The following is a 24988-nucleotide window of genomic DNA, read 5'->3' on the forward strand; positions in this document are numbered from 1 at the left end:
GAACTCTTTAATGTTAAGTATCGCCATCAAGGAAGAAAACAGTCACTTCGAACATGGACTGAAAATCATCATCTCCCATCTGGCAAATCAGTGGCATCAGGAGATTAGCTTTTTACCTGTCGAAGATATCGATCGCGCTGAAATCGCGTTTATCTCACTGGATGAAGATTGGCTCAGCGCCAATTGTTACATGGTTCCTGTCCATACCAGGCGCCAACACCGGGTGGTCATCTGTAGCAAAAACGACAAAGATAAGCTGATGTTCCGCCCCTGCCTGTACATGTTGCCACTGATTTATCGGGAAGATGACGTAGACGAGATAACCAAAAAACTGGTCCTCATCCTGCAAAAACGCGCACTGCGCACTAGCGTGCCCGCGACTATCTGCCATTACTGCACCACCCGCAACTTTTCTATCGAAGAACGCCAGTTCTTAATGTTTCTCGCCAGCGGGTATACGTTAGCCGAAACGGCTCATCTGCTCTCAGTCAGCGATATCCAGGCCAAAGCGACCCGCCGCAGCATTATGAAAAAGCTGCATGTGAAAAACGATCAGCAATTCTTAAGATACATCCGCGCACATCTGAACTTTCTGCAAAATTAGACGGGGTATCTCTGCCTAATTTTTATTGAGAAATATCTCATCATCGATTAAGCATCGGCTCCTACTGTACCTGGCTTCAGGCTGCGAGAATAATCCGGCCATACTATTTCCGGGGAAAAAGAAAGACACACCCGGTAATATTTTATCTAATCTCAGAGAGAGGTTGAACTGGATAAAACGATCTTTTGGGCATTGAGTAAGACATCAGAAAACTTCCGGCAAATTATTCTGATGGGGTACGCAATCGCCAGTCTGATGATTGTTGAAGCACTGAAACCCAACGGCATAAGTCAACTCACCTTTGCGCTGACAAAAGTTTGGTTCAGGGATGTCTGTAGTCAGCAATTTATCCAGACCTGCCGCAACAGAAATGGAATGGAAAAGGATGCACAGTGCAAAACGCCGGGACCGCTATCGCCGTATACGAAACGCTAACTGTAGCTGGCAATTTCCCCACTGTACCTCACAGGTATTTGACCGGATCGAGTATCTGGCGCAAAAACTCGAATGCACCTTACCAGACGGCACTATATCTCAGGCGATAATTACGACAGACTACTATCTGGCCTATGCGCTGAGTCGACATTTATTCTCAGGTACTCGCACGGCGATCTTCCAGAGCGTTGAATCGACCTTGCTCAGCATGCAAGAGCCGGTAATTAGCCAGTTAGTGATTGACATTGAAAGCTTAACAACCCCTTATTTCGATATACTTGAAAGCCTGCGCCAGCTAATTAAGAAGCATAATGACATCCAAATCTTCATAATGCTTTCCAGTCGCGATGAAGACCTCACTACATTTATTACACTGTCCGGTCCATTTTATATCTTGCCACGCAATTTGCGCCTCCCCGAGATGCGTCATGCCTTATTATCTCCGGTTCTTAGCTATATTCATTCCAGACGCATAAATCAGCTCGACTGGGAGCTGATTACCTTACTATTACAGGGTAACTCCTTAAAAAAGATTGCATTGTTACAGACACAACCCTATCACCGTATCATTTATCGCCTGAATCAGTTGATTACGCGCCTTGGATTACCCAGCAGGCAGCGCTTTTTGCATCTGATACACCGCCTCAACGTTACCTCTACCCATTTAATTTAACACCATAACTCATTGTGCTATAAGATTTTTTAGGAAATTACTTATTTTCAAATAAGAAAACAGATCTAATTTTTACAAATATTTAATATTTACAACTATTCCTGGTATTATGCCTGGAGCCACTCCCACACTTAACCTTACTGATCCTGTGCTTTTCAATAGAAAATAGTCCCATTGCAGTCTTAACAAAACCTAAACAATTGGTTTATTGTGTCGTTTTTACTGTTTAAAAAAAATTTTCAATCTGCCATAATTCGAACCGCAGATAAATAATACCAATAGTCATTAACACATCTGGATCTTTCAGAATATCCTAACTGACATTAACAACTAGGATGTTGTAAGTCTTTTCCGAATGAGCAGAGCAGGTATAATCCCCACAGTTTCCTGATTAATTGTTAGTTTTCCCGGTGTGAAATGGATTTTCCACAAATTCATTGTTCTGCAGAAGAACAACCGAATAAACAAGGATGAAATAATATTTATTCGGCTCTCCCTCAGAACAATTCTTGGCTATTTGACAATATTATAACGCCTGATGTTTTATCAAATTCGCAAGATACGCAAACAGTTTGAGGCATACAACAATGAAACCAGCATCCGTTATCATTATGGACGAACACCCTATTGTCAGAATGTCGATAGAAGTACTACTCGAGAAAAACAGTAATATTCAGGTAGTGTTGAAAACCGATGACAGCCGTACGGCAATAGAACACCTGCGCACGTACCCTGTCGATCTTGTCATCCTGGATATTGAACTGCCTGGTTCTGATGGGTTTACATTACTCAAAAGAATAAAATCATTGCAGGAGAAAACTCGGGTACTGTTTCTGTCCTCAAAATCCGAGTCGTTTTATGCCGGGCGTGCTATCCGGGCCGGTGCAAATGGGTTTGTCAGTAAACGAAAGGATCTCAATGATATCTACAATGCGGTAAAAATGATTTTATCGGGATATTCCTTTTTCCCTTCGGATACCCTTAATTTCATTAACAATATAAATGCACAAAAAGGCGTCTTACATGACATGCCGCTCTCTAACCGTGAAGTTACCGTTTTGCGTTATCTGGCAAACGGGCTATCCAATAAGGAAATTGCTGAGCAGTTGTTACTCAGCAATAAAACGATTAGCGCTCACAAGGCTAATATCTACTCCAAGCTCGGGTTGCACACCATCGTTGAGCTGATCGATTACGCAAAAATGCATGAATTAATGTAATAACACTCCCGGCGAGATTTCGTTCGGGAGTGTTTTGTTAGCGCATTGATTAGTTATAGTTAATCATGAACGTGGCATCAGCCTTGGCAATGCCAGGCTGAACCCCAGCAGCTAACGCGATATAGTTTGCGAAAAAGGTCAGCGTGGCGTTGCCGTTGTCATCAATCCCCACGGTCTGGCTGGCCTGCTCGAGCGGCAATCGCGTACGGTCGCTGTCGTGCAGTTCGATCGCCACCTTTTGCGCCATCACCGCGTCATCAAGCGCCAGCAACGTCGTGCCTGGGGCCGGAGTTCCGGAAAACGTTATCGAAGCGGATCCCGGCGGGCAGCCTTCTAGCTTCAGCGTAAACGCGACCGGTTGAGTGGTATCTCCGCTGGTCTGAAGCTGCTTTGTCGGCCAGGTGCCTAGCTCCACAGACTTATTGCTGTCGCCGGCAATTACCGCGCAGGTAAAGTCCACCACGTTACCGCGCAGTTCAATATTGATTTCCCCCAGCGACGAAGCGGCATGGCACAACGAGCTGAATGTCAGCAGGCACACTATTGCCAGAAGTGTCCCTGCGGCTGGCGTTTGTTTGTTAGTCATAATCCACTCGCAGATAGCCACGGGCTGTAAAAGGTCCTTCGGTAGGCTTATTGCCCGTTACGCTGACCGGCCATGTTCGAATACCCACGCTCGCCGCGGCGTTATCATCCAGTTGAAACGGGATAGTGCTGGACAGATTATTGGGCGTTAGCGGTTTACCGCTGCTGTCGGCGACAATAAAACCTAAATCCGGGTTGTCAGATACCATCATTTGCCCGGTGGCTTTCTCGGCCTCTACACGCATGGTTAAGTAGGCCTGTGCAGCGACGTTGGTACATTTTATCGCCACCGTTTTGGTCTGCGGATTGATGCCTTCAGGCCGGTTTCCCGCCCCTGCCTTGCTAAACAGCGATGCGCCAATATCACCAAAATCAAACTCAACAATCTGCCCGGCGTTTACTTCGCAGTTTTGTGGAACCTCCACCTTGCCGCTGTAGCTGATGGTATAAACCGGCACGCTTAGCGCATCTCCGGTACTGGTCGTGACATAGACGCTAAACATCGTCTGCCGCGGAATCGGCACCATGTTAATAAACGGGCGGATCACTTTGAGCTTAAACACCAGCTTTGAATCCATCACGCCAAAAGGCTGCTGCTTAGGTACGTTTGGGTGAGTCCCCATGCGAATGTAATTACGCGGGGGATAAAATAACCCGGCATAGTCATCAGTTATGCTCATGGCCCCCAGCAGGTAGTCATTGAGCTTCAGATACTGAAAACCGCCTTCGGTACTTTGCACCGGAAGTTCAGTGGCATAGCTTCGATAGGTGTAATTTACCGTTGTCCCGGCCGGACAGGTGGCCTTCACGCCAACCCAGCCAGATTTTTCCGGTAACGTCACCACCTGTCCCGGCTGGTTGTTACTACTGTTGAAGACATTCGACAGATCGTAAAAAACATCCGTTGACGTGCCATTCGAGTTTTGGCAGACCGTCGCCCAGGACGAATGGGTCATCAGCAGTAAAGCGCTTCCCAGTAACAAACCCGTTTGTCGTTTCATCGTATTATTCCTGTCGTGCTGACGGAGATTCGCACGTCACGTTCGTGAGCGTTACCGCTTGTTTCAGGCTCTCCTCTGGCAAGGCATAGCGCGCCACGCAGCGCGCGTTTGCGCCTTCCCCCCATTGGATCAACAACTCGCCTTTTAGCGGCAGGCCGCTCAGGTAGATTTGCCCGTCTTCACCCACCATGCTGGTCACGCCGCTGGTGTTTTCACGCACGACGGAGCCAAACGGCACTGGTTTACCGGCATGTTTGGCGGTAATCAGCGCCCGCACACCGATTCGTGTATCAAACGCCGCCCGCACCAGCGCCCCTTTCGTTGGCACTACGCTACTGACGTTATTCTCCACATCGGTATTGTTGTTCATGGAATTGGTGTCTAACGCGACGCGGTTATAGCGATAGACGGTGGCATATGGCATCACCGCGTATCCGCGCCAGTCGGTTTGAACGCCGGTCTGGTTCTCTATCCGTACACCCTGCGCGCCCGGCGCTTTAATCAGCACGTTGGTATCGCCCAGAGGCTGACTGAGCGTAATGCCGTCCGCATGCCCCACTACGCCGCCGGAGAGCTGCCAGTTGTAGTCATGCTGGTCACGGTCGTAGTTGTAACCCACGCCCAGCGTGCCATAAGCCGCCTGCCAGTTGGCGCTGGCGTTTCCGCTATAGCCATTGCTGCTGCTGTGTCCCTGATTCACGCTGTAGCTCAGGTTGCGCCCATCCAGCAACGTACCGCCGATCCCGCTCTGCCAACTGTTCTGTCCGTTGCTATTACGGTTGGCATTAAAGGTCGCGTAGGTGCGATCGAGGGCGTTATCACGCGAGTAACGCCGTCCGCTCAGCAGGCTGAACGGTACAGACATATTGAACGCCAGAATACGGTCGGTGTCGGAGATGCCAACCGATTCATTCCACGACCAGGAGAGTGAATAGCTAATCCCCTGCCAGCCGCTGGCATAACCCAGTTGATACCAGGTATTGGTGTCTGAAGTATTCCAGTACGTCTGCTGACTACCCGAGATATACAGCGATCCGTAATCCCCCAGATTCTGCGAAATGTTGATCTGGAAACGACCCTTTTTGCTGTAGCTCAGGTTGTGGTAACTCGTCACATTGGGCACGTCGTGGCGATTGCCCTCACTGTCGTATTCGTACTCATAGCCTTCCATACTGCGATACGCCACATCGTCGAGGGTATAGAATCCACGCGTTGAGTAGCGATACCCCAACAGCTGGAAGTTAGTGCCAAAATTGTTCAGCGATTTCGCATACAAGAAACGTAGCGACTGCCCCTGGTGCGTACTGTCATCCGCCAGTTGGCTGCGCGCATGGGTGAGATCGACAGAAACCGCACCCCAGTCCCCCAGGTTTCGACCGGTGCCTAAAACCACCGCGGTGTAACGTGAGGCCAACTGCGTACCACCGTATGCGGTATAGCCCTCTGGTAACCCGGCAATTAATGTTCCCTGAAAAAAGAACGGTGAAGATTGCTGGCTATTGCCGCTGCGAAAATCCCCGGCGACAACGTCATATTTGAAACGCCCTTCTCGTTGTAATAAGGGAACGGTGGAGTACGGCACCGTATAGCGTTGCTGGCTGCCGTCTTTCTCATCCACCGTGACCTCAAGATCACCGCTGGATGACGTTGGGTTGAGATCGGTTATCGAGAAAGCGCCGGGTGAAACATAGCTTTGATAAATTACATAGCCATTCTGACGAATGGTCAGTTTTGCTGCGGTACGCGCAATGCCGCGCACGGTAGGCGCGTAGCCCTGTAAGCTGTCGGGATACATACTGTCTGAGGAATAGAGCCGCGCACCGCGAAACCCGACGCTGTCAAAAACGTCGTTGCCAGTGTTGCTGTCGCCCATCACCAGTTCGCCCTTCAGCGGGATAATTGCGCGCTGAAGCCATGTACCGATGTTTTTCCAGCTTTGTGAGTGGTATCCGTCGCCCTTGGAGTAGCTCCACGCACCGTTGTTTCTCAACCGCCAGGGGCCATAGTTCAGACCACTGAGCATACTGAGGAAGTAACTGTCAGTATCACTGCCGCGGCTGCCGGTAAAGCTGTAGTTAACCAGCGCGGCCGGGATCCCTTCATCCCACTCTTCCGGTGGAATATAGCCGCGCGCGCTGTTTAACATTGACGCCTGTGGCAGGCTGACGTTTACGCGCAGGGTAGAAAAATCAAACGCAATCTCGCTGCCGGGAATCGCCTCAGGTAGATTGATACAGGTATCGTTCGGATCCTTACTGAGTGCCGGAAACGCGGCGATATTGACGCCAAGGCGCTTCACCCAGTCGAGTCCAAAGCACGGCATCAGCCCACCGGACTTCTCCCCGGCTTTTGCCGCACTGGTAGTAAAACGAATATCCTGAGTGGCAACAAACTCATCGTTGCGCCAGATATCCACGCGATAAACGCCTTCAGGCTGGTGATTGCCTTTTTCAAAACGTGATAAATCCGCCACGGTTGCCGTATCCGCAGATAAAAAGGCCGGATTAAAATAGCTTTCCCCATAGCTTAGAGAGGGAAAGAGCGCCGCCAGCGTGGACAACGCCACCCCCGCCAGCGGTGGCGTAACCCCCGGTAACAGGCCAGGAAAATACGTTGTCTTATTCATCGTTATCTCAACGCACACTAACCGTTTTAGCCGGGGTCACAGCGCCATAATCATTGACCGTCTGGAACGTGACGTTGCCCTGAACGCCCGTGGGTAGCAGGACCTGCGCATCGCTTTTCGGCGCAACCATCACGTTATCGACCTTCGTTTTCCCCACATTGAGATTAACCAACGTGACGTAGTACGCTGACGGATTGTTGATTTTCAGGTGGTTGCCGGAGCGAGCAAACGTCAGCATCCCGGGCGCATCTTCCGGGATTTGCGGCAGATTATTCGGACGAACGAAAAGTTTGATGCGTGACAGAATCGCCAGTTGCAGAACGTTTTTGCCCTCAAGGCTGTTTTTATTGACTGACGGAATGGCTTTGACGTTCATCCAGAACAGCGACTCACGGTCTTTGGGCAGCGGTTCACCGGCATAGATGATACGCAGCGTGTTTTCGCTTTTGGGTTCACTGACAAACAGCGGAGGCGTAACCACAAACGATTTTTCTTTAGCACCTGCGCTATTCTCAATCCATGAATTTACCAGGTAACGTTCTTTGGTATCGCTATTGCTAATAGACAGGGACGTTTGTTTAGCATCGGCCGGATAAATAACGCGAGTGGCGCCTAATGCAATGCCTCCGGCAGCCTGAACACTGGCAGCAGAAAATAAGGCCAGTAAAAGGATAAAACCTGATTTTAGATAATTAAACATAGCTAAAAATACCTTTGATGCGATTATCGTTGGGAAATAAATCAGGGATAAACCAACGTAAACCACACGTCTGAGCGAAGCGTTCCCGGTGTTATATTTTCCGAGACAGCCCGATAGCGGGCAGTGAAATGAAACGTCATCTCTTGCGTTATAATCGGCACATAATGAAGCGGCAGGGCATTCGGTATAATTTGCCGTTGGCGCTCGTCAAATAACGCCAGGCCAATCCCCGAAGCCGCAGACGCATCGCCGCTGGCAAGAAAAACCTGCGGATCTTCCGCTGGCGTCACGCCCGCAAACGCAATCCCAACATGGTTATAAACATCGGAGTTGCACGACGTTAAGCGCAGTGAAAACGGTACGCTGGTAGAGGCGAAGCTTCCCGTCCCAGAGAAAGCATTGGTGCGATACTGCCCCATTTGCACCCGCATATCCTGACTGTCAGTGGCGACCGTACAGGCGCCGTTGACGAGCTGCCCCCGTAAGTGAACGCGGCCACTTTCCAGTATTACCGTATGTGAAAGCACAGGCATTACGCACAGCATTCCCGCCAGCGCCACGCCTTTCCCTATCATCTGCCGCATCCTTCATCATCCCCGGATATTGCCTCATCCATTGAGGCGAACGTCATCCTTGCGCAAATCAAAACGGCTTATTCGTACTTCATGATGAACGTCGCGTCGGCATTTGCCTGACCCGGCGTTGCGCTTGCGGCAGTGGCTTTGTAACGCGCAGAGAAACGCAGGGTGTTGGTCCCTTCTACCAGCGCCTGAGCGGTAGAGAAGGTTGCGCCATCCGGCTTCAGCGCGGTGGACGTATTGTCCAGAATTTCAATCCCAACACCGCCCGCAGTGGTACCGTTGTCTGCAGAAGAGACGGCCAGCAGGTTGTTATTGGTATTATCGGACTGGCCAGAGAAAGCAACGGCTGCAGTTGCGGCAACGTTCGGGTCACAGTCGTTCAGCACGATAGAGAACGGAATTTGTGCTGTAGTGTCACCCACTGCGGCAAAACTGGCAGTACGATACTGGCCTAACGTCACAACCTGATCGGATGACTGAGTACTGACTGCACAGGCTGCATTGACCAGTTCACCTTCAAAATGCACAGTACCGCCGCTAACGCTTACCGGATCGGCTGCAACCGCTGCACCGGCGACTAACATCAGGCTGGCAATAACAGAAGAGGTCATTAATTTACGTTTCATGGATTTCCCTTGAATTACACACATCCGGCTCCAGCATCCTGCGGGATCCGTTTGAATCATTATCGACATTAAATGTCAGGCTAATTATCTCTGCATCCTGTAAAGATATATATCGCATGAGAATTAGCTAACCTTTTACCCCAACTCTCCTGAGTATTTGATTCACTAATTATTCCTCGCGAATATGACTATTCGTCACAGCAATAAATTAAACATTTCAATTAATGAAAAATACCTGCAAATCCTTTTAATGACCCTGGCTAATTCTTAATGGGACCCAGGAAAAATCTGGGTGGGAATGAGGTAAAATCCCTCATAATTAACCGTAACAGACTGGTTTGTGGCGCATTACCCCTGAAAATACCAGGGTGATGAGTTGTTTCATTCACGTTAATTTTGATTAGCATGCTCATTAATTATCCGCAAGGCTTAAGCCTCTGTCCTGACCCCATTCGCAGATCGTGACGCCCCCTGGCGCACGTAAAAATGCAAACGAAAACTGACAGCACGTCCCGCTTCTGACAAAATAGCGGCATCCCCTTCGATTTAACGTAACAGACGGAATCCTCTCTCTGATGGCAGCAAAGATTATTGACGGTAAAACGATTGCGCAGCAGGTGCGCTCTGAGGTTGCTCAAAAAGTTCAGGCGCGTTTAGCGGCTGGATTACGCGCCCCAGGCCTGGCTGTTGTGCTGGTAGGTAGCAACCCGGCTTCGCAGATTTATGTCGCGAGTAAACGCAAAGCCTGTGACGAGGTGGGGTTTGTCTCCCGCTCCTATGACCTGCCTGAAACCACCAGCGAGGCAGAGCTGCTCGAGCTGATCGATACGCTCAATGCAGATACCACCATCGACGGTATTCTGGTCCAGCTGCCGTTACCTGCGGGTATCGACAACGTTAAAGTTCTCGAGCGTATTGCGCCGGATAAAGACGTTGACGGTTTCCACCCGTATAACGTTGGTCGCCTGTGCCAGCGTGCGCCGCGCCTGCGCCCGTGTACTCCGCGCGGTATTGTGACTCTGCTTGAGCGTTACAATATCGACACCTACGGTCTGAATGCGGTCGTTATTGGCGCGTCGAATATTGTTGGCCGCCCGATGAGCATGGAGCTGCTGCTGGCTGGCTGCACCACCACCGTCACCCACCGGTTCACCAAAGATCTGCGTCGCCATGTAGAGCATGCAGACCTGCTGATTGTTGCCGTCGGCAAACCTGGCTTTATTCCCGGCGAGTGGATCAAAGAAGGTGCGATTGTGATTGATGTCGGCATCAACCGTCTGGAGAATGGTAAGGTTGTTGGCGATGTGGTCTTTGAAGATGCTGCCGCACGCGCGTCATATATCACGCCGGTACCCGGCGGCGTAGGCCCAATGACGGTCGCTACACTTATCGAAAACACGCTGCAGGCGTGTGTTGAATATCATGATGTAAAGGACGTTTAAGATGGCCACATTTTCACTGGGTAAACACCCACACGTTGAACTCTGCGATTTACTGAAGCTGGAAGGCTGGAGCGAAAGCGGCGCCCAGGCAAAAATTGCTATTGGCGAAGGGTTAGTGAAGGTCGATGGTGCGGTAGAAACGCGTAAACGCTGCAAAATCGTTGCAGGACAGACCGTCAGCTTTGAAGGCCACAGCATTAACGTCGTGGCGTGATCCCAGGTGCCGGATGAGGTTAACCCCTGTCCGGCCACTTCCTCTCTCCTTTTCAGATAATGACTTCATCACCACTTCACAGTGAACTGTTAGCATGTTGTTTTTCCACATGAAGCGATCATCATGCCAACAATCGTTACCCACGCTGCCGTTCCTCTCTGTTTAGGATTAGGTCTCGGGCGTAAAGTCATCCCCCCGCAATTACTGTTTACTGGCGTCATTCTGGCTATGTTGCCGGATGCCGACGTACTGTCGTTTAAGCTTGGCGTCGCCTACGGCAACGTGTTTGGTCACCGTGGTTTTACCCATTCGCTGCTGTTCGCCTTCGTGGTGCCGCTGCTCTGCGTATGGATGGGTCGACGATGGTTCAAGGCAGGCTTAATTCGCTGCTGGCTATTCCTGACGGTTTCACTGCTGTCGCACAGCCTGTTGGATTCGGTCACCACTGGCGGCAAAGGCGTCGGCTGGCTGTGGCCGTGGTCGGATGAACGCTTCTTTGCACCGTGGCAGGTGATTAAAGTCGCCCCGTTTGCGCTATCACGCTACGCCACACCATACGGGCACCAGGTGATAATTTCGGAGTTGATATGGGTATGGCTACCGGGAGTTATGATGATGGGGGGGCTGTGGTGGTATCGGAAATATTAATTTGCCGGATACGACAAGCGTCTTATCCGACCGACATTCGTACATTGATTGCCGGACAGGGCGCGAGCCGCCATCCGGCAATCAATATCATTACTTACGGCGCCAGGTAGTGCCCTGCGGGCCATCTTCCAGCACGATACCCATCTCATTGAGACGGTCACGCGCGGCGTCAGCCGCCGCCCAGTCTTTGGCTTTACGGGCATCCAGACGCTGCTGGATTAACGCTTCAATTTCAGCAACTTCACCGTCATCCGCCTGCGCACCGCTTTGCAGGAATGCTTCGGGCTCCTGTTCCAGCAGGCCCAACACGCTGGAAAGCTTACGCAGATGCGAAGCCATACCGTTAGCCGCCGCCATATCTTCACCCTTCAGGCGGTTAACCTCACGCGCCATATCAAACAGCACGGAGTAGGCTTCCGGCGTATTGAAGTCATCGTCCATCGCTTCAATGAAGCGTGCTTCAAAGGCTTCGCCACCGGCTGGAGCAACGGACTTATCGGTGCCGCGCAGCGCGGTATACAGACGCTCCAGCGCAGAGCGCGCCTGCTTCAGGTTTTCTTCGCTGTAGTTTAACTGGCTACGGTAATGACCAGACATCAGGAAGTAGCGAATGGTTTCGGCGTCGTAGTATTTCAGCACGTCACGCACGGTAAAGAAGTTGCCCAACGATTTGGACATTTTCTCCCGGTCAACCATCACCATCCCGGAGTGCATCCAGTAATTAACGTATTCACCGTCATGCGCACAGGTGGACTGAGCGATTTCGTTTTCATGGTGCGGGAACATCAGATCCGAACCACCGCCATGAATATCAAAATGGTTGCCCAACTGTTTGCAGTTCATCGCCGAACATTCGATGTGCCAGCCAGGACGACCCGCGCCCCACGGAGACGGCCAGCTCGGCTCGCCTTCTTTGGACATTTTCCACAGCACGAAGTCCATCGGGTTGCGCTTCACATCAACCACATCAACGCGTGCGCCCGCCTGCAGCTGATCCAGATCCTGGCGTGACAGCTGACCATAATTCGGGTCAGTCGGCACGTCGAACATCACGTCGCCGTTATCAGCGACATAAGCGTGACCTTTGGCAATCAGCTGTTCAGTGATTTCAATAATCTCAGCGATATGGTGCGTAGCGCGCGGCTCCAGATCCGGGCGCAGAATATTCAGCGCGTCGAAATCGCTATGCATTTCCGCGATCATTCTGTCGACCAACGCCACAAAGCTCTCACCGTTTTCATTCGCGCGCTTGATGATTTTGTCATCAATATCGGTAATGTTGCGCACATATTTCAGCTTATAGCCGAGGAAGCGCAGATAGCGCGCGACAACGTCGAAAGAAACGAAGGTACGTCCGTGGCCAATATGACAGAGATCGTAAACGGTAATACCACACACGTACATGCCGACTTCCCCGGCATGAATAGGTTTGAATTCCTCTTTTTGGCGCGTCAGTGTATTAAAGATTTTTAACATCGAAGATTCCGTGTAGACGTGTGTGGATAGTAAAGTCTGTATAATACCCATAATTTAGACCGGAAGCAGCACACTTTGCGAGGTGATCGCAGCTTGCGGTTATGCTATAACACACCCCTAACTCTGACCCTCCACGGGGTCGAAGCACCAATCTATCGGAACAGGATGCAAAAATGGTTACTTTCCACACTAATCACGGCGATATCGTAATCAAAACGTTTGATGATAAAGCGCCTGAAACAGTTAAAAACTTCCTGGACTACTGCCGCGAAGGTTTTTACAACAACACCATTTTCCACCGTGTTATTAACGGTTTCATGATCCAGGGCGGCGGTTTCGAACCGGGCATGAAGCAAAAAGCCACGAAAGAAGCGATCAAAAACGAAGCGAACAACGGTCTGAAAAACACCCGTGGTACGCTGGCGATGGCGCGTACTCAGGCTCCGCACTCCGCAACCGCACAGTTCTTCATCAACGTTGCAGACAACGACTTCCTGAACTTCTCCGGCGAAAGCATGCAGGGTTGGGGTTATTGCGTGTTTGCTGAAGTTGTTGAAGGCATGGACGTGGTTGATAAAATCAAAGGCGTTTCCACTGGTCGCAGCGGTATGCACCAGGATGTGCCAAAAGAAGACGTCATCATCGAAAACGTGACCGTCAGCGAGTAATCGTGACGACACTGTTTATTGCAGATCTTCACCTCTGCACAGAAGAACCGGCGATCACCGCCGGTTTTCTGCGTTTTTTAGCCGGTGATGCGCGAAAAGCTGATGCACTGTACATTCTCGGCGACCTGTTTGAAGCCTGGATTGGCGACGACGACCCAAACCCACTGCATCATGAAATAGCCGCGGCGATAAAATCACTGGTTGATTCCGGCGTTCCCTGCTTTTTTATTCACGGCAACCGAGATTTTCTGCTCGGCAAACGTTTTGCCCGTGAAAGCGGCATGAGCTTGCTGCCTGAGAAAAAAGTACTCAACCTGTATGGCCGCAAGGTATTGATCATGCATGGCGACACTTTGTGTACCGACGATGCAGGCTATCAGGCGTTTCGCGCCAAAGTACATCAACCCTGGCTACAGAAGCTGTTCCTCTCCCTACCTCTGTTCGTTCGCCAACGTATCGCCGCGAAAATGCGCGCCAACAGCAAAGCGGCCAACAGCAGCAAGTCACTGGCGATCATGGATGTGAATCCGCAGGCCGTCATCACCGAGATGGAAAAGCATCAGGTCCAGTGGTTAATTCACGGCCACACCCACCGCCCGGCAGTCCACGAGCTTACGGCCAATGAGCAACCCGCTTTTCGCGTGGTATTAGGCGCATGGCACACCGAAGGGTCGATGATCAAAGTCACGCCAGATGACGTTGAACTGATCGCATTTCCGTTTTAATTCCGCAGATATCCAGTTCCTCTTTACACAAAACTCGTTGAGATGCAGCCAGCTACAGAGGCTGCCTGAAGGGTGAAGTGTAAAGCGCGCAATCGTTTTCCTTGACGGCGAATTATGCTATTCTCTGTGGCCTCAAAAGTCGAGTGTAGTGCATCACAGGAGTTTTCAGACGCATGTCTTCCCGCAATAACCCGGCGCGTGTCGCCATCGTGATGGGGTCCAAAAGCGACTGGGCTACCATGCAGTTCGCCGCCGAAATCTTCGAAATTCTGAACGTGCCGCATCATGTTGAAGTCGTCTCCGCCCACCGCACCCCTGACAAGCTGTTTAGCTTCGCCGAAAGCGCAGAAGAGAACGGCTATCAGGTGATTATTGCCGGTGCGGGTGGCGCTGCGCATCTGCCGGGCATGATTGCGGCGAAAACGCTGGTGCCTGTTTTAGGCGTCCCGGTGCAAAGCGCGGCGCTGAGCGGCGTAGATAGCCTTTACTCCATCGTACAGATGCCGCGCGGTATTCCGGTCGGAACGCTGGCTATCGGCAAAGCGGGCGCGGCAAATGCGGCCCTGCTGGCAGCACAAATTCTGGCAACACACGACAAAGCATTACACCAGCGTCTGAACGACTGGCGCAAAGCACAAACCGACGAGGTGCTGGAGAATCCGGACCCGCGAGGTGCGGCATGAAGCAGGTCTGCGTACTCGGTAACGGTCAGTTAGGGCGCATGCTGCGCCAGGCCGGTGAACCGCTGGGCATTGCGGTCTGGCCCGTCGGGCTGGATGCCGAACCAGCAGCGGTCCCTTTTCAGCAAAGCGTGATCACCGCTGAGATTGAGCGCTGGCCGGAAACGGCGCTCACCCGCGAGCTCGCGCGCCATCCGGCGTTTGTCAACCGCGACGTTTTCCCGATTATTGCCGACCGTCTGACGCAAAAGCAGCTTTTTGACAAGCTCGGCCTGGCAACTGCGCCGTGGCAGTTGCTGGCGGATAAAAGCGAATGGCCTGCAGTATTCGACAAACTCGGTGAGCTGGCGATCGTGAAACGTCGCGTCGGCGGCTACGACGGTCGTGGGCAGTGGCGTTTACGCGTAAATGAAACCGAACAACTGCCGGATGACTGCTACGGCGAGTGCATCGTTGAGCAGGGAATCAACTTCTCTGGTGAAGTCTCACTGGTTGGCGCTCGTGCGCACGACGGTAGCACCGTCTTCTATCCGCTGACCCATAACCTGCACCAGGACGGCATTCTGCGCACCAGCGTGGTCTTCCCGCAGGCTAACGCCAAACAGCAGAAACAGGCCGAAGCGATGCTCTCAGCCATCATGCAGGAGCTGGGCTATGTCGGCGTGATGGCGATGGAATGTTTCATCACCCCGGAAGGTCTGCTGATTAACGAACTGGCTCCACGCGTGCACAACAGCGGGCACTGGACGCAAAACGGTGCCAGCATCAGCCAGTTTGAGCTGCACCTGCGCGCCATTACCCACCTGCCGTTACCCACGCCGATAGTGAACACTCCTTCGGTGATGGTAAATCTGATTGGTAGCGACCTGAACTACGACTGGCTGAAGCTGCCGCTGGTGCATCTGCACTGGTATGACAAAGAGGTGCGTGAAGGGCGTAAGGTGGGACACCTGAACCTGAGCGACAGCGATACCGCGCGTCTTAGCGCGACGCTGGAAGCGCTTATCCCCCTGCTGCCGCCGGAATATGCCAGCGGTATTATCTGGGCGCAGTCAACGCTGAAATAAGCCATTAATGCCGGGGATTTGATTTTATCCTTCCCCGGCCCCTCCTCTGGCGCGTAAAATCCCCTCCATTGCTGTTTTTGTATTTTCAGGATCACACATGAACGATGGAACGGACTATCGCGCAATTTTGCTCGCTGGTACGCCTATAATCGATGTACGCGCCCCCGTCGAATTTCTGCAAGGCGCAATGCCGGGCGCAATCAACCTTCCCCTAATGAACGATGACGAACGTGCCGCCGTGGGTACCTGTTATAAACGTCAGGGACCCGAGGCAGCCCTCACGCTCGGCCATCAACTGGTCTGCGGCAAGACTCGCCAACAACGTATGAAGGCCTGGCTGGATGCCTGTCGTCAAAATCCTGCGGGTTATTTATGCTGCGCGCGCGGCGGTCAGCGTTCGCACATTGTGCAGCAGTGGCTGCACGAGTCCGGGATTGACTACCCGCTGATACACGGCGGCTACAAAGCCCTGCGTCAGGCGGCGATTCAACTGACTGAAAAATTAGTGCAAAAGCCGATCGTCTTAATTGGCGGCTGTACCGGGAACGGTAAAACGCAGCTGGTGCAACAGCAGCCGAACGGCGTGGATCTCGAAGGTCTGGCGCACCATCGCGGTTCCTCGTTTGGTCGCACCGTTGAACCGCAGCTGAGTCAGGCGAGTTTTGAAAACCTGCTGGCGGTCGAAATGCTCAGAACCGACAGCCGTCAGGATCTGCGTCTGTGGGTACTGGAAGATGAAGGCCGCATGATCGGGGCTAATCATCTTCCTGAGTGCCTGCGTGAACGCATGACCCAGGCATCTATTGCAGTGGTGGACGATCCTTTTGAGCGTCGTCTGGAGCGACTGCGCGAAGAGTATTTCGTGCGGATGCACCACGATTTTACCCATGCTTATGGCGAGAGTCAGGGCTGGCAGGAGTATAGCGAGTATCTGCACCACGGCCTGTTTGCTATTCGCCGCCGTCTGGGTTTACAACGTTTTGCCGAGCTGACCGCCCTGCTCGACGTGGCTCTGCGCGAACAGCAAGCGACGGGCAGTACCGACGCCCATATGGGCTGGCTGGTGCCGTTGCTCAACGAGTATTACGACCCGATGTATCGTTATCAACTGGAAAAGAAAGCCGCGAAAGTCGTCTTTCGCGGCACATGGCAGGACGTTGCCGGATGGCTTAACGCACAGTGATCAGTGTCTGTCGCGCTTATCCGCGCGTTTCGCCAGCCAGTCGCCCAGCACCTGAACGACCTGTACCAGAATAATCAGCGCCACCACGGTGACGATCATGACCTGGGTTTCGTAGCGGTAATAACCAAAGCGAATCGCCAGGTCGCCTACCCCACCGCCGCCAACGATTCCGGCCATCGCGGAGTAACCGATCAGACTCACCAGCGTTATCGTCAACCCACGCAGCAGACCCGCGCTCGCTTCAGGTAACAGAACGGTGCAGATGATGCGCATCGGGCTGGCGCCAAAGGCTTCCGCCGCTTCAATAATGCCTTTATCGACTTCGCGCAGTGCGCTGTCGACCAGACGGGCATAAAAAGCGATTGCCGCCACCGAGAGCGGGACCGACGCCGCAATCGGCCCAATGGTATTTCCGAGTAAAAACTGGGTGAGCGGCAGCAGCAGCACCAGCAGGATCACAAACGGCACCGAACGGATGATATTCACCAGCACGGAGCTGAGCAGATACACAAAACGGTTTTGCCAGAATAAATGCCGGTCGGTGACGAAAATAAGAAAACCGAGCGGCAGACCGCCAATAATCGCCAGCACCGTAGAGATGCTTAGCATCTGAAAGGTTTCATTAAACGCCAGCGTCAAATCAGGCAATAAATCATCCACGAATCACCTCCACCTGTGCCGTGCGTTGACGAATATGCTCCACGGCGACATCCACCGCAGAAGGGTTATGCGGCGCGGTCAGTTGCACCACCAGAATCCCCAGCGCACGCTCGCCGATATATTCAATTTTGCCGTGCAGAATGTTCACCGCCACACCAAATTTAACCGCGACTTCTGACAACACCGGCTGTTCCGCCGAATCGCCGATGAACAGAATTTTCAGCAACTGGCCAGGCAAATGTTGACGCAAGCGTTCGGGTAGCGTCAGATTGAGGGTATGCGACACCAGTTGCTGCGTGAAAGCGTGCTGCGGGTGAGCAAAAACGTCAAACACTTCACCGGACTCCACCACCTTGCCGCCGGACATCACCGCCACACGATCGCAAACCGATTTGATCACGTTCATCTCGTGAGTGATCAGCACGATCGTGATCCCCAGCTGTTGGTTGATCTGCTTAAGCAATGCCAGAATAGTGGCCGACGTTTCCAGATCCAGCGCAGAGGTCGGTTCATCACACAGCAGCACATCCGGGTGATTGGCAATCGCACGGGCAATACCAACGCGCTGCTTTTGCCCGCCGCTGAGCTGCACAGGAAAGCGGTTCGCCTTGTCAGACAGCCCCACCAGCGTCAGGATTTCGCTGACGCGTGGGCCAATTTTACTGCGCTCCCATCCGGCAGCCTTCAGGCTGAAAGCGACGTTTTGCGCCACGGTACGGGTATGCATCAGATTAAAATGCTGAAAAATCATCCCAATACGCTGACGGGCTTTACGTAGTTGCGCCCCTTCCAGCGCGGAAATTTCTACGCCGTTAACCTTTACGCTTCCCAGGCCTGGTCGCGTTAAGGCGTTCAGGGTGCGCAGCAGCGTACTTTTCCCCGCGCCGCTGGTCCCGACAATGCCAAATATCTCACCTGCGCCTATGCGCAAGCTGACGTCATCAACCGCCCGGGTTGATGGTCCACGGCAGGCGCTAAAATCCACGCAAACCTTTTCTATCTCAATCATAGCCACCTCAGAAATGCGAAAAGGGCAGTCGCCGCTGCCCCTGTTAACCTTGTGCGCAGCGATTATTGGGCTGCCGACATCCATTCCGGTTTCTGGAAGGCGCTGTAAATATTTTGCGGATCGTCGATCACCGCGCGATACGCCGGAGATTTCACCGCCGCCACAATATCTTTCGCGAACGGTTTATCCGCATCTTCACTGCGTACCGCTATGATATTTTTCAGATTTTCGTCCAGATGCTCTTGCTTGATGGCACTGGCGAGATCCAGTTTTGCCGCCACGGCAAAGTTACCGTTGACCAGCGCGCCGGTCACACCGTCCAGGGTACGCGGCAGCTGCGCCGCTTCCAGCGGTTTAAACACCAGCCCTTTCGGGTTGCTGGCGATATCGCGCTCAGAGGCTTTAGTCGGATCGATAGTGTCTTTGATGGTAATAAGGCCAATAGACTGCAGGAAACGCAGACCGCGAGCCAGATTGGTTGGATCATTGGAAAGCGTGATCACATCCCCTTTTTTTAACTCATCCAGGCTTTTGATTTTATGTGAGTAAAAACCCATCCCGGCCGTCGGGACCACAATCAGCTTGCTCAGCTTCAGTCCTTTATCAGCGGTGAATTTGTCAAAGTAGAGCGAGTGCTGGAACAAGTTGGCATCAATACTGCCGTTGGAAAGCGCCATGTTCGGCTGCACGTAGTCGCTGAATTCGCGCACCACTACCTTATAGCCTTTCTCTTTCAGCGTAGGGGCAATGGCCTGTTTCACCATATCGCCGTACGGACCAGGTGCGACGCCAAACACGATGGTATGCGGGTCACTGTTCGCATGAGCAAGTTGTAATCCACAGGCCAGTAACAGCGCTCCGGTCGCGACGCGTAAACTCTGACGCAATCCCATAATTTCTCCATTTTAACGTTGTGGTGTCATGTCTCACGCCGTTCTTGCGGCGTTGTTCTTGTTGGCCTGTTAACAGGCTGATTGTTAACATGACACAGATCACAACCTGCTGTCCTTGAAATTATTTCATGATGTTGCGGGATATGTCGTTGAATGTACGCTGAAGGTACTAATGTGTTTTTCAGCAAAGGATAGTAAAAACCGGATAACCTTCTGGTTACCCGGTTTTGGCAGGGAAATTGACTTAGAAGTCGTAACGCAGACGAACCAGGTTCATATCACCCAGATCGTCGGTGCTGGAGGTGAAGACGTGTTCGTAATCCACACGGAAACCGTAGTCCAGCTGGAAGCTGATACCCACACCATTGTCGGTACGCAGGTAGTTACGACCATTCACGTATTCAATACGGTCGCCCATAACGTAGGGTTGAACGGATTTCAGCGCATACTGACCAACCGGGAAGGTATAACCCGCGAAATATTCCAGACCCCAGGCATCACCGGCAAAGTAATCGTTAACAGAGACTTTTTTGGTGGTCATGAAGTTTTGATACCAACCGCCGCCCATCGAGAAGGTCCAGTTGTCCGGTTTCCAGCTCAGCGCGGTACCGACGATGTTTTGATCGTAGGTTTTGCTGGTGTCGCCACGCATTTCCGCGCGGGTGTAGTTCCACGCCGTACCCCAGGTCAGGTCATCGGTGATGTGATAATCCACACCCAGCGAGCCACCGCCTTTACGCTTGTAGCGCAGACCGTTGTTCGGGTTGTAATCATCGCTGAACAGATAAGACGCGTAGAGATCAACATCGCCAACCGTTTTCTTATACTTCAGTGATTTACGCGTACGATAGGAACCGTCATAGTCGCCATTGATACCGTTACCTGGTGCCTGACCGATCATGTCGTAGTCCCAGATATCCGTTTTCGCACCAACCACATCATAGTAAATGCTGTTCTGTTGACCGAAGGTCAGCGTACCCCAGGTCGCGCTCTTCAGACCGGTGTACAACATACGACGCGTGGTATCGTTGGCGCCGTTAGCATAGTGATTATCCCAGTTGAACATTGCCGGGAAGTTAACGCCCAGCTCGTAATAACTCACCCAGCTGATGTCATCAAACAGATAGTAATCAGCGGCGAAGCGGAAACGCGTCCCGCCGTCGAAACCATTACGTTTGTAGCCATTCTTACCATCATCACCGGCCATATTCTGGAACTGCGGACGAATACTCCCGCCAACGGTGAAGTTAAGACGGCTCAGCGGGTTGCCCGCCTGTGGATCTTGTTTCAGGACCGTGATTTCCGCCTGGGAGGCGAACGTCGTTAATGCCACTGCTGCGCCGATCGATACCGCCAGCGCCGTTTTTTTTATAGTCATTATTTGTACCTTGATAGATAGCCTGCCAATTATTCAGCATACAAATATTAACGTTTATTAATACACTCGTGTTGTCGGGTTTTTATTGTTCTGTGCTGTTAAATATCAATGAGTTATCAATTTGTGCTACATAGATAAAAAAACGCACCGATTTAAAAAACCGGTGCGTAATCATCACGAATATGAATTAACTACTGAATTGACGGAACAGCGCTTTGCCTTTTAGCAGACGTGAACCGAGCCATCCGCCGCATAACGAGAGCAACAATGCCCCACAAAGCGGCAATACGACCCACAGTCGCCAGTCTGGCTCCCACGGAAAATCAAACACTCGGGTTTGCAGCACCGCCAGTGCGGTTTCCGCGCCGATGGCAGCCACCAGTCCGGCGACCATTCCGAGCATGGCGAACTCGCACCATAGCGTGGTACGCAGCAGCTTCTTACCCGCGCCCAGCGTGCGCCAGACCACCAGTTCCTGATGACGCTGACGCATTCCGACCTGGACCTGCGCTAATAGCAGCAACATACCGCAAGCGGTAACCAGCACCACCATCACCTCCAGTGCCCGGCTCACCTGCTCCAGCACCTGGCTCACCTGTTTGAGGATTGCGCCAATATCCAGCAGGCTGATAGTCGGGAATTCGCGGTTAAGCTGCGTCAGCATGCCGTTGCCGTTCTCCCAGCGAAAGCTGGTTAACCAGCTTTGCGGCTGAGCGTCCAGCGCGCCGGAGGGAAAGATAAAGAAGAAGTTGGGGCGCAGGCTTTCCCAGTCCACTTTGCGCAGACTGCTGACCGTGGCGCTGAAATCCTGGGTATCGCCCATAAAGGTCACCCGATCGCCAAGTTTGACGTTCAGCCGTTTCGCCAGCCCCTCTTCCATCGAGACTTCGCCCGCTTTTGGCGGCCAGCTTCCGGCAACGATCGGGTTATGATCCGGTCGGGTATCCTGCCAGGTCAGATTAAGCTCACGGTTCAGCGCCTCATCGTGATTGCCTTCGGTCGGCTTCTCATTGATCGCCGTCAGACGCGCCCGCACAATCGGATAGAACGATTCCGGGATCACCTGATGCTCAGCCAGGAAAGCCTTGAGTGGAACCACCTGTTCGGTGGCAATGTTGATGAGAAAATAGTTCGGGCTTTCCGGCGGCATTTGCTGCTGCCAGCGGTCGAGCAGGTCGCCACGCAGTACCAGCAGCAGCGCCAGCAACATAAAGGAAAGCGAAAATGCCGACAGCTGACTGAGCGTTGACCACGGCTGGCGCAACAGCCGACTGACCGCTAAACGCAGCGGCAGCGAGGTGAGCGTCAGGCCACGCAGCACATTGAGCAGCATCCAGCCGAGCACCCCGCACAAAAGCGCCAGCACTACCGCTCCGGCCAGCACGGCCCACAGCAGCGGACTTCCGCCCATCAGTCCGGCGAGCAGGGCAATCACGACTATCAATACCACCGGCAAATAAAACTTCAGCGGCCAGACGTTTGCCACCACGTCACGGCGCAGTACCCGCAGTGGCTGAGTCGCCACCAGCAAACGGTAAGGGCGTAACCCCACCAGCAGAGAAATGACCGTCATGGTGCCTAATGCCCATAGCCACGGCCAGGGACTGGCAGGCGGCAGTTCGCCGGGCAGTACCGGCTTAAGTAATACCACCAGCACGCGTTCAAACAACAGCCCGAATAACCCTCCGGTCACGCCAGACAGCACCAGCACCATCAGCCATTGACCAACAATTAGCCTGCGCAACTGTGCTCTGCCCGCGCCAAGGGTTTTCAGAATAGCCACCAGATCGTAACGACTGCGGCAGTAATGGCTCATCGCCACGGCAACTGCAGCGACCGCCAGCAGCAGGGTTAGCAGCGCCGACAGCAGCAGGAACTGTTGCGAACGCTCCAGTGATTTCCCCAGCGCCCCTTCATCCTGCTCCAGCCCATACCAGCGCTGTTCAGGCTTTAACTGCGGGAGCAGCCATTTTTCATAGGCTTCCAGTTGCTGCGGTGTCCCGCCAAATTTATAGCGCCAGGTCACCCGGCTTCCCGGCTGGACCGCCGCCGTTTTTTCGACATCCGCCACGTTCATCATCAGGCGCGGCGCTATCTGGAACGGATTAAAACCGGCATCCGGCTCCTGCACCACTTCCCCGGCGATGCGCAGCGTGGCATCACCCACGTCGATGGAATCACCGATTTTTAAGTTCAGCAACGCCATCAGACGCGGAGCCAGCAGCACCGAGCCAGGCTGAGGTTTCAGTCCCGGCGGATTGGTTTGCAACGTGCCATACATCGGATACACATCATCCACCGCTTTGACGTTCGCCAACTGCGGCGTATCCCGGGCAAAGGTCATAGTGGCAAAGGTCAGCTGTTCGCCCACTTTCAGGCCACGCTGTCGCGCCTCGTCAATCCACGCTTTCGGCACGGTACGCGAACTTTGCAGCGACCGATCTCCCGCCATAAACTCACGGCTTTGCTGGCTCAGCCCTTTTTCCATACGATCGCTGATATTGCCCAGAGCCAGCACGCAGGCCACGGCCAGACTCAGCGCCAGCCAGACAATCAGTAATGAAGGCGAGCGCCATTCGCGCCAGAACCAGCGTGCAATCATGCCTCCTCCTGCAACTGTCCGTTCACCAGGCGTAAACGCCGATCGCAACGCGCCGCCAGTTGAGAATCATGGGTCACCAGAATCAGGGTGGTGCCATGTTCCCGGTTCAGAGAAAACAGCAGGTCGGCGATTTTGTCTCCGGTCTGGCGGTCCAGATTGCCCGTCGGTTCATCGGCAAACAGCACGTCAGGACGACCGTTAAACGCCCGCGCCAGCGCCACGCGCTGCTGCTCCCCACCGGAAAGCTGGGCCGGAAGATGATCAAGACGTTTTCCCAGCCCCAGTTGCTCCAGCAACGTTTTTGCCCCGTCGCGACTTTTTCCACTGTTTTCACCGCGCAACAACGCGGGCAACTCGACGTTTTCCAGCGCGTTAAGGGTCGGAATTAACATGAATGACTGGAAGACAAAACCCACGTGTCGCGCCCGCAGCTGTGCCCGGGCTTCTTCATCCATGGTGTGCAGCGCCTGCCCCACCAGACTGACTTCACCGCTGGTGCCATCGTCCAGCCCGGCGAGGATCGCCAGCAGTGTGGATTTTCCTGAACCCGACTCGCCAATCAGCGCAATGGTCTCGGCGCGTTTGACAACCAGTTCAACTCCGGTAAGGATGGATAGCTCATGATCACCCTGACCGACGGATTTCTTAAGATGATGAACTTCAACAATGTTTTCCGCTGGCATTGGCCTTTCCTGTTCCTGGTCCTGTTAACTTTCCGCGCCGCCGCAGCGGACACGTTATTAATTCTGGGTGACAGCCTGAGCGCCGGATACCGTATGTCCGCCAGCGCCGCGTGGCCTGCGCTACTTAATGATAAATGGCAAACCAAAACGCCGGTGGTGAATGCCAGTATTAGCGGCGACACCTCGCAGCAGGGTCTGGCCCGTCTGCCTGCATTACTGAAGCAGCACCAGCCGCGCTGGGTGCTGGTCGAACTTGGCGGCAACGACGGTCTGCGCGGTTTTGCGCCTGCGCAAACCGAACAAACCCTGCGCACGATTCTGCAGGATGTGAAAGCAGCAAATGCCGAACCGCTGCTGATGCAAATTCGTCTGCCGGCAAACTACGGTCGCCGTTATAATGAAAGCTTTAGCGCGATTTATCCAAAACTCGCCAAAGAGTTTGATATACCTCTGCTGCCCTTTTTTATGGAAGAGGTTTATCTGAAACCCCAGTGGATGCAGGATGATGGTATTCATCCTAACCGTGACGCCCAGCCGTTTATTGCCGACTGGATGGCGCAACATCTCACTCCTCTAGTAAATCACGACTCGTAAAACAACGGAGATCCT

25 protein-coding genes are annotated in these 24988 nt (G+C 52.9%); 12 read left to right on the top strand and 13 right to left on the bottom strand.

Translation table 11 applies throughout. The features are described from left to right. Window positions 1–10: 10 nt before the first annotated feature. From fimW to fimZ, 3 genes are all read left to right on the top strand, one after another. Window positions 11–604 carry a fimbria biosynthesis transcriptional regulator FimW gene (gene fimW / locus ABIE10_RS08625; protein WP_429155306.1) on the top strand — a complete coding sequence of 198 codons (594 nt, stop codon included), beginning with the start codon at window positions 11–13 and terminating at the stop codon, window positions 602–604. Window positions 605–989: 385 nt separating this feature from the next. Continuing rightward, window positions 990–1712, top strand: a complete 723-nt coding sequence (fimY, locus tag ABIE10_RS08630) for a fimbria biosynthesis regulator FimY (protein WP_047501853.1) — start codon at window positions 990–992, stop codon at window positions 1710–1712. Window positions 1713–2299: 587 nt separating this feature from the next. Further along, on the top strand, window positions 2300–2932 hold the full coding sequence (gene fimZ / locus ABIE10_RS08635) for a fimbria biosynthesis transcriptional regulator FimZ (protein ID WP_016152131.1): 633 nt from the start codon (window positions 2300–2302) through the stop codon (window positions 2930–2932). Between the two features lie 49 nt (window positions 2933–2981). Here fimZ and sfmF read toward each other — a convergent pair whose 3' ends face one another. The 6 genes from sfmF to fimA form a co-directional block, all read right to left on the bottom strand. Then, the gene (gene sfmF, locus ABIE10_RS08640) at window positions 2982–3518 is read right to left on the bottom strand and encodes a fimbria assembly protein (RefSeq protein WP_141874935.1); all 537 of its coding nucleotides are present in this window, start codon (window positions 3516–3518) and stop codon (window positions 2982–2984) included. Then, on the bottom strand, window positions 3511–4518 hold the full coding sequence (fimH, locus tag ABIE10_RS08645) for a type 1 fimbria D-mannose specific adhesin FimH (RefSeq protein WP_047501858.1): 1008 nt from the start codon (window positions 4516–4518) through the stop codon (window positions 3511–3513). Before fimH ends, sfmF begins: the two co-directional genes overlap by 8 nt. Window positions 4519–4522: 4 nt before the next feature. After that, window positions 4523–7144, bottom strand: a complete 2622-nt coding sequence (locus ABIE10_RS08650) for a fimbrial biogenesis usher protein (RefSeq protein ID WP_429155308.1) — start codon at window positions 7142–7144, stop codon at window positions 4523–4525. Window positions 7145–7151: 7 nt separating this feature from the next. Further along, complete coding sequence (gene fimC / locus ABIE10_RS08655) at window positions 7152–7844, bottom strand: type 1 fimbria chaperone FimC (RefSeq protein WP_065554225.1); 693 nt, start codon at window positions 7842–7844, stop codon at window positions 7152–7154. Between the two features lie 41 nt (window positions 7845–7885). Continuing rightward, complete coding sequence (gene fimI / locus ABIE10_RS08660; protein ID WP_429155310.1) at window positions 7886–8419, bottom strand: type 1 fimbrial protein subunit FimI; 534 nt, start codon at window positions 8417–8419, stop codon at window positions 7886–7888. Between the two features lie 77 nt (window positions 8420–8496). After that, window positions 8497–9051, bottom strand: a complete 555-nt coding sequence (gene fimA / locus ABIE10_RS08665; protein WP_032931075.1) for a type 1 fimbrial major subunit FimA — start codon at window positions 9049–9051, stop codon at window positions 8497–8499. 575 nt (window positions 9052–9626) lie between these two features. On the opposite strand from fimA, the gene folD reads away from it, so the two are divergent. From folD to ABIE10_RS08680, 3 genes are all read left to right on the top strand, one after another. After that, window positions 9627–10493, top strand: a complete 867-nt coding sequence (gene folD, locus ABIE10_RS08670) for a bifunctional methylenetetrahydrofolate dehydrogenase/methenyltetrahydrofolate cyclohydrolase FolD (protein ID WP_003021887.1) — start codon at window positions 9627–9629, stop codon at window positions 10491–10493. A gap of 1 nt (window position 10494) precedes the next feature. After that, window positions 10495–10707, top strand: a complete 213-nt coding sequence (gene ybcJ, locus ABIE10_RS08675) for a ribosome-associated protein YbcJ (RefSeq protein ID WP_016152124.1) — start codon at window positions 10495–10497, stop codon at window positions 10705–10707. Window positions 10708–10830: 123 nt separating this feature from the next. Further along, entirely contained in the window at window positions 10831–11355 is a 525-nt protein-coding gene (locus tag ABIE10_RS08680) for a metal-dependent hydrolase (protein WP_429155313.1), read from the top strand. A gap of 90 nt (window positions 11356–11445) precedes the next feature. On the opposite strand, the gene cysS is transcribed toward ABIE10_RS08680, so the two are convergent. After that, complete coding sequence (cysS, locus tag ABIE10_RS08685) at window positions 11446–12831, bottom strand: cysteine--tRNA ligase (RefSeq protein WP_006685638.1); 1386 nt, start codon at window positions 12829–12831, stop codon at window positions 11446–11448. A gap of 173 nt (window positions 12832–13004) precedes the next feature. Between cysS and ppiB the strand changes: the two genes are divergently transcribed. The 5 genes from ppiB to mnmH all read left to right on the top strand — a co-directional run bounded on the left by ppiB (window position 13005) and on the right by mnmH (window position 17154). Then, window positions 13005–13499: a peptidylprolyl isomerase B gene (ppiB, locus tag ABIE10_RS08690; protein WP_003021875.1), complete on the top strand. Its 495-nt coding sequence runs from the start codon at window positions 13005–13007 to the stop codon at window positions 13497–13499. A 2-nt stretch (window positions 13500–13501) separates the two neighbouring features. After that, window positions 13502–14224: a UDP-2,3-diacylglucosamine diphosphatase gene (lpxH, locus tag ABIE10_RS08695; RefSeq protein ID WP_103765973.1), complete on the top strand. Its 723-nt coding sequence runs from the start codon at window positions 13502–13504 to the stop codon at window positions 14222–14224. A gap of 173 nt (window positions 14225–14397) precedes the next feature. Further along, on the top strand, window positions 14398–14907 hold the full coding sequence (gene purE, locus ABIE10_RS08700; protein ID WP_016152120.1) for a 5-(carboxyamino)imidazole ribonucleotide mutase: 510 nt from the start codon (window positions 14398–14400) through the stop codon (window positions 14905–14907). After that, window positions 14904–15971, top strand: a complete 1068-nt coding sequence (purK, locus tag ABIE10_RS08705) for a 5-(carboxyamino)imidazole ribonucleotide synthase (RefSeq protein ID WP_429155316.1) — start codon at window positions 14904–14906, stop codon at window positions 15969–15971. The genes purE and purK overlap by 4 nt, the downstream gene beginning before the upstream one ends. A 97-nt stretch (window positions 15972–16068) precedes the next feature. Beyond that, the gene (mnmH, locus tag ABIE10_RS08710) at window positions 16069–17154 is read left to right on the top strand and encodes a tRNA 2-selenouridine(34) synthase MnmH (RefSeq protein WP_200079453.1); all 1086 of its coding nucleotides are present in this window, start codon (window positions 16069–16071) and stop codon (window positions 17152–17154) included. On the opposite strand, the gene ABIE10_RS08715 is transcribed toward mnmH, so the two are convergent. The 6 genes from ABIE10_RS08715 to ybbA all read right to left on the bottom strand — a co-directional run bounded on the left by ABIE10_RS08715 (window position 17155) and on the right by ybbA (window position 24379). Continuing rightward, window positions 17155–17814: a methionine ABC transporter permease gene (locus ABIE10_RS08715; protein WP_003831085.1), complete on the bottom strand. Its 660-nt coding sequence runs from the start codon at window positions 17812–17814 to the stop codon at window positions 17155–17157. It abuts the gene before it with no gap. Beyond that, window positions 17807–18823 (bottom strand): virulence-associated ABC transporter ATP-binding protein SfbB, encoded by a 1017-nt coding sequence (sfbB, locus tag ABIE10_RS08720; RefSeq protein WP_235116646.1) that lies wholly within the window; start codon window positions 18821–18823, stop codon window positions 17807–17809. Before sfbB ends, ABIE10_RS08715 begins: the two co-directional genes overlap by 8 nt. Window positions 18824–18885: 62 nt before the next feature. After that, complete coding sequence (locus tag ABIE10_RS08725) at window positions 18886–19716, bottom strand: MetQ/NlpA family ABC transporter substrate-binding protein (RefSeq protein WP_016152116.1); 831 nt, start codon at window positions 19714–19716, stop codon at window positions 18886–18888. Window positions 19717–19960: 244 nt separating this feature from the next. Continuing rightward, on the bottom strand, window positions 19961–21094 hold the full coding sequence (locus ABIE10_RS08730) for a porin (RefSeq protein ID WP_047416825.1): 1134 nt from the start codon (window positions 21092–21094) through the stop codon (window positions 19961–19963). Window positions 21095–21281: 187 nt separating this feature from the next. Then, on the bottom strand, window positions 21282–23696 hold the full coding sequence (ybbP, locus tag ABIE10_RS08735; protein ID WP_429155318.1) for a putative ABC transporter permease subunit YbbP: 2415 nt from the start codon (window positions 23694–23696) through the stop codon (window positions 21282–21284). Beyond that, window positions 23693–24379 carry a putative ABC transporter ATP-binding protein YbbA gene (gene ybbA / locus ABIE10_RS08740; protein WP_016152113.1) on the bottom strand — a complete coding sequence of 229 codons (687 nt, stop codon included), beginning with the start codon at window positions 24377–24379 and terminating at the stop codon, window positions 23693–23695. The genes ybbP and ybbA overlap by 4 nt, the downstream gene beginning before the upstream one ends. Here ybbA and tesA point away from each other — a divergent pair. Then, window positions 24347–24973 carry a multifunctional acyl-CoA thioesterase I/protease I/lysophospholipase L1 gene (gene tesA, locus ABIE10_RS08745; RefSeq protein WP_085951033.1) on the top strand — a complete coding sequence of 209 codons (627 nt, stop codon included), beginning with the start codon at window positions 24347–24349 and terminating at the stop codon, window positions 24971–24973. The two genes, ybbA and tesA, sit on opposite strands and share 33 nt — an antisense overlap. Window positions 24974–24988: the final 15 nt, after the last annotated feature.

This window comes from Citrobacter sp. 506, assembly GCF_050434985.1.
GTDB lineage: Bacteria > Pseudomonadota > Gammaproteobacteria > Enterobacterales > Enterobacteriaceae > Citrobacter > Citrobacter braakii.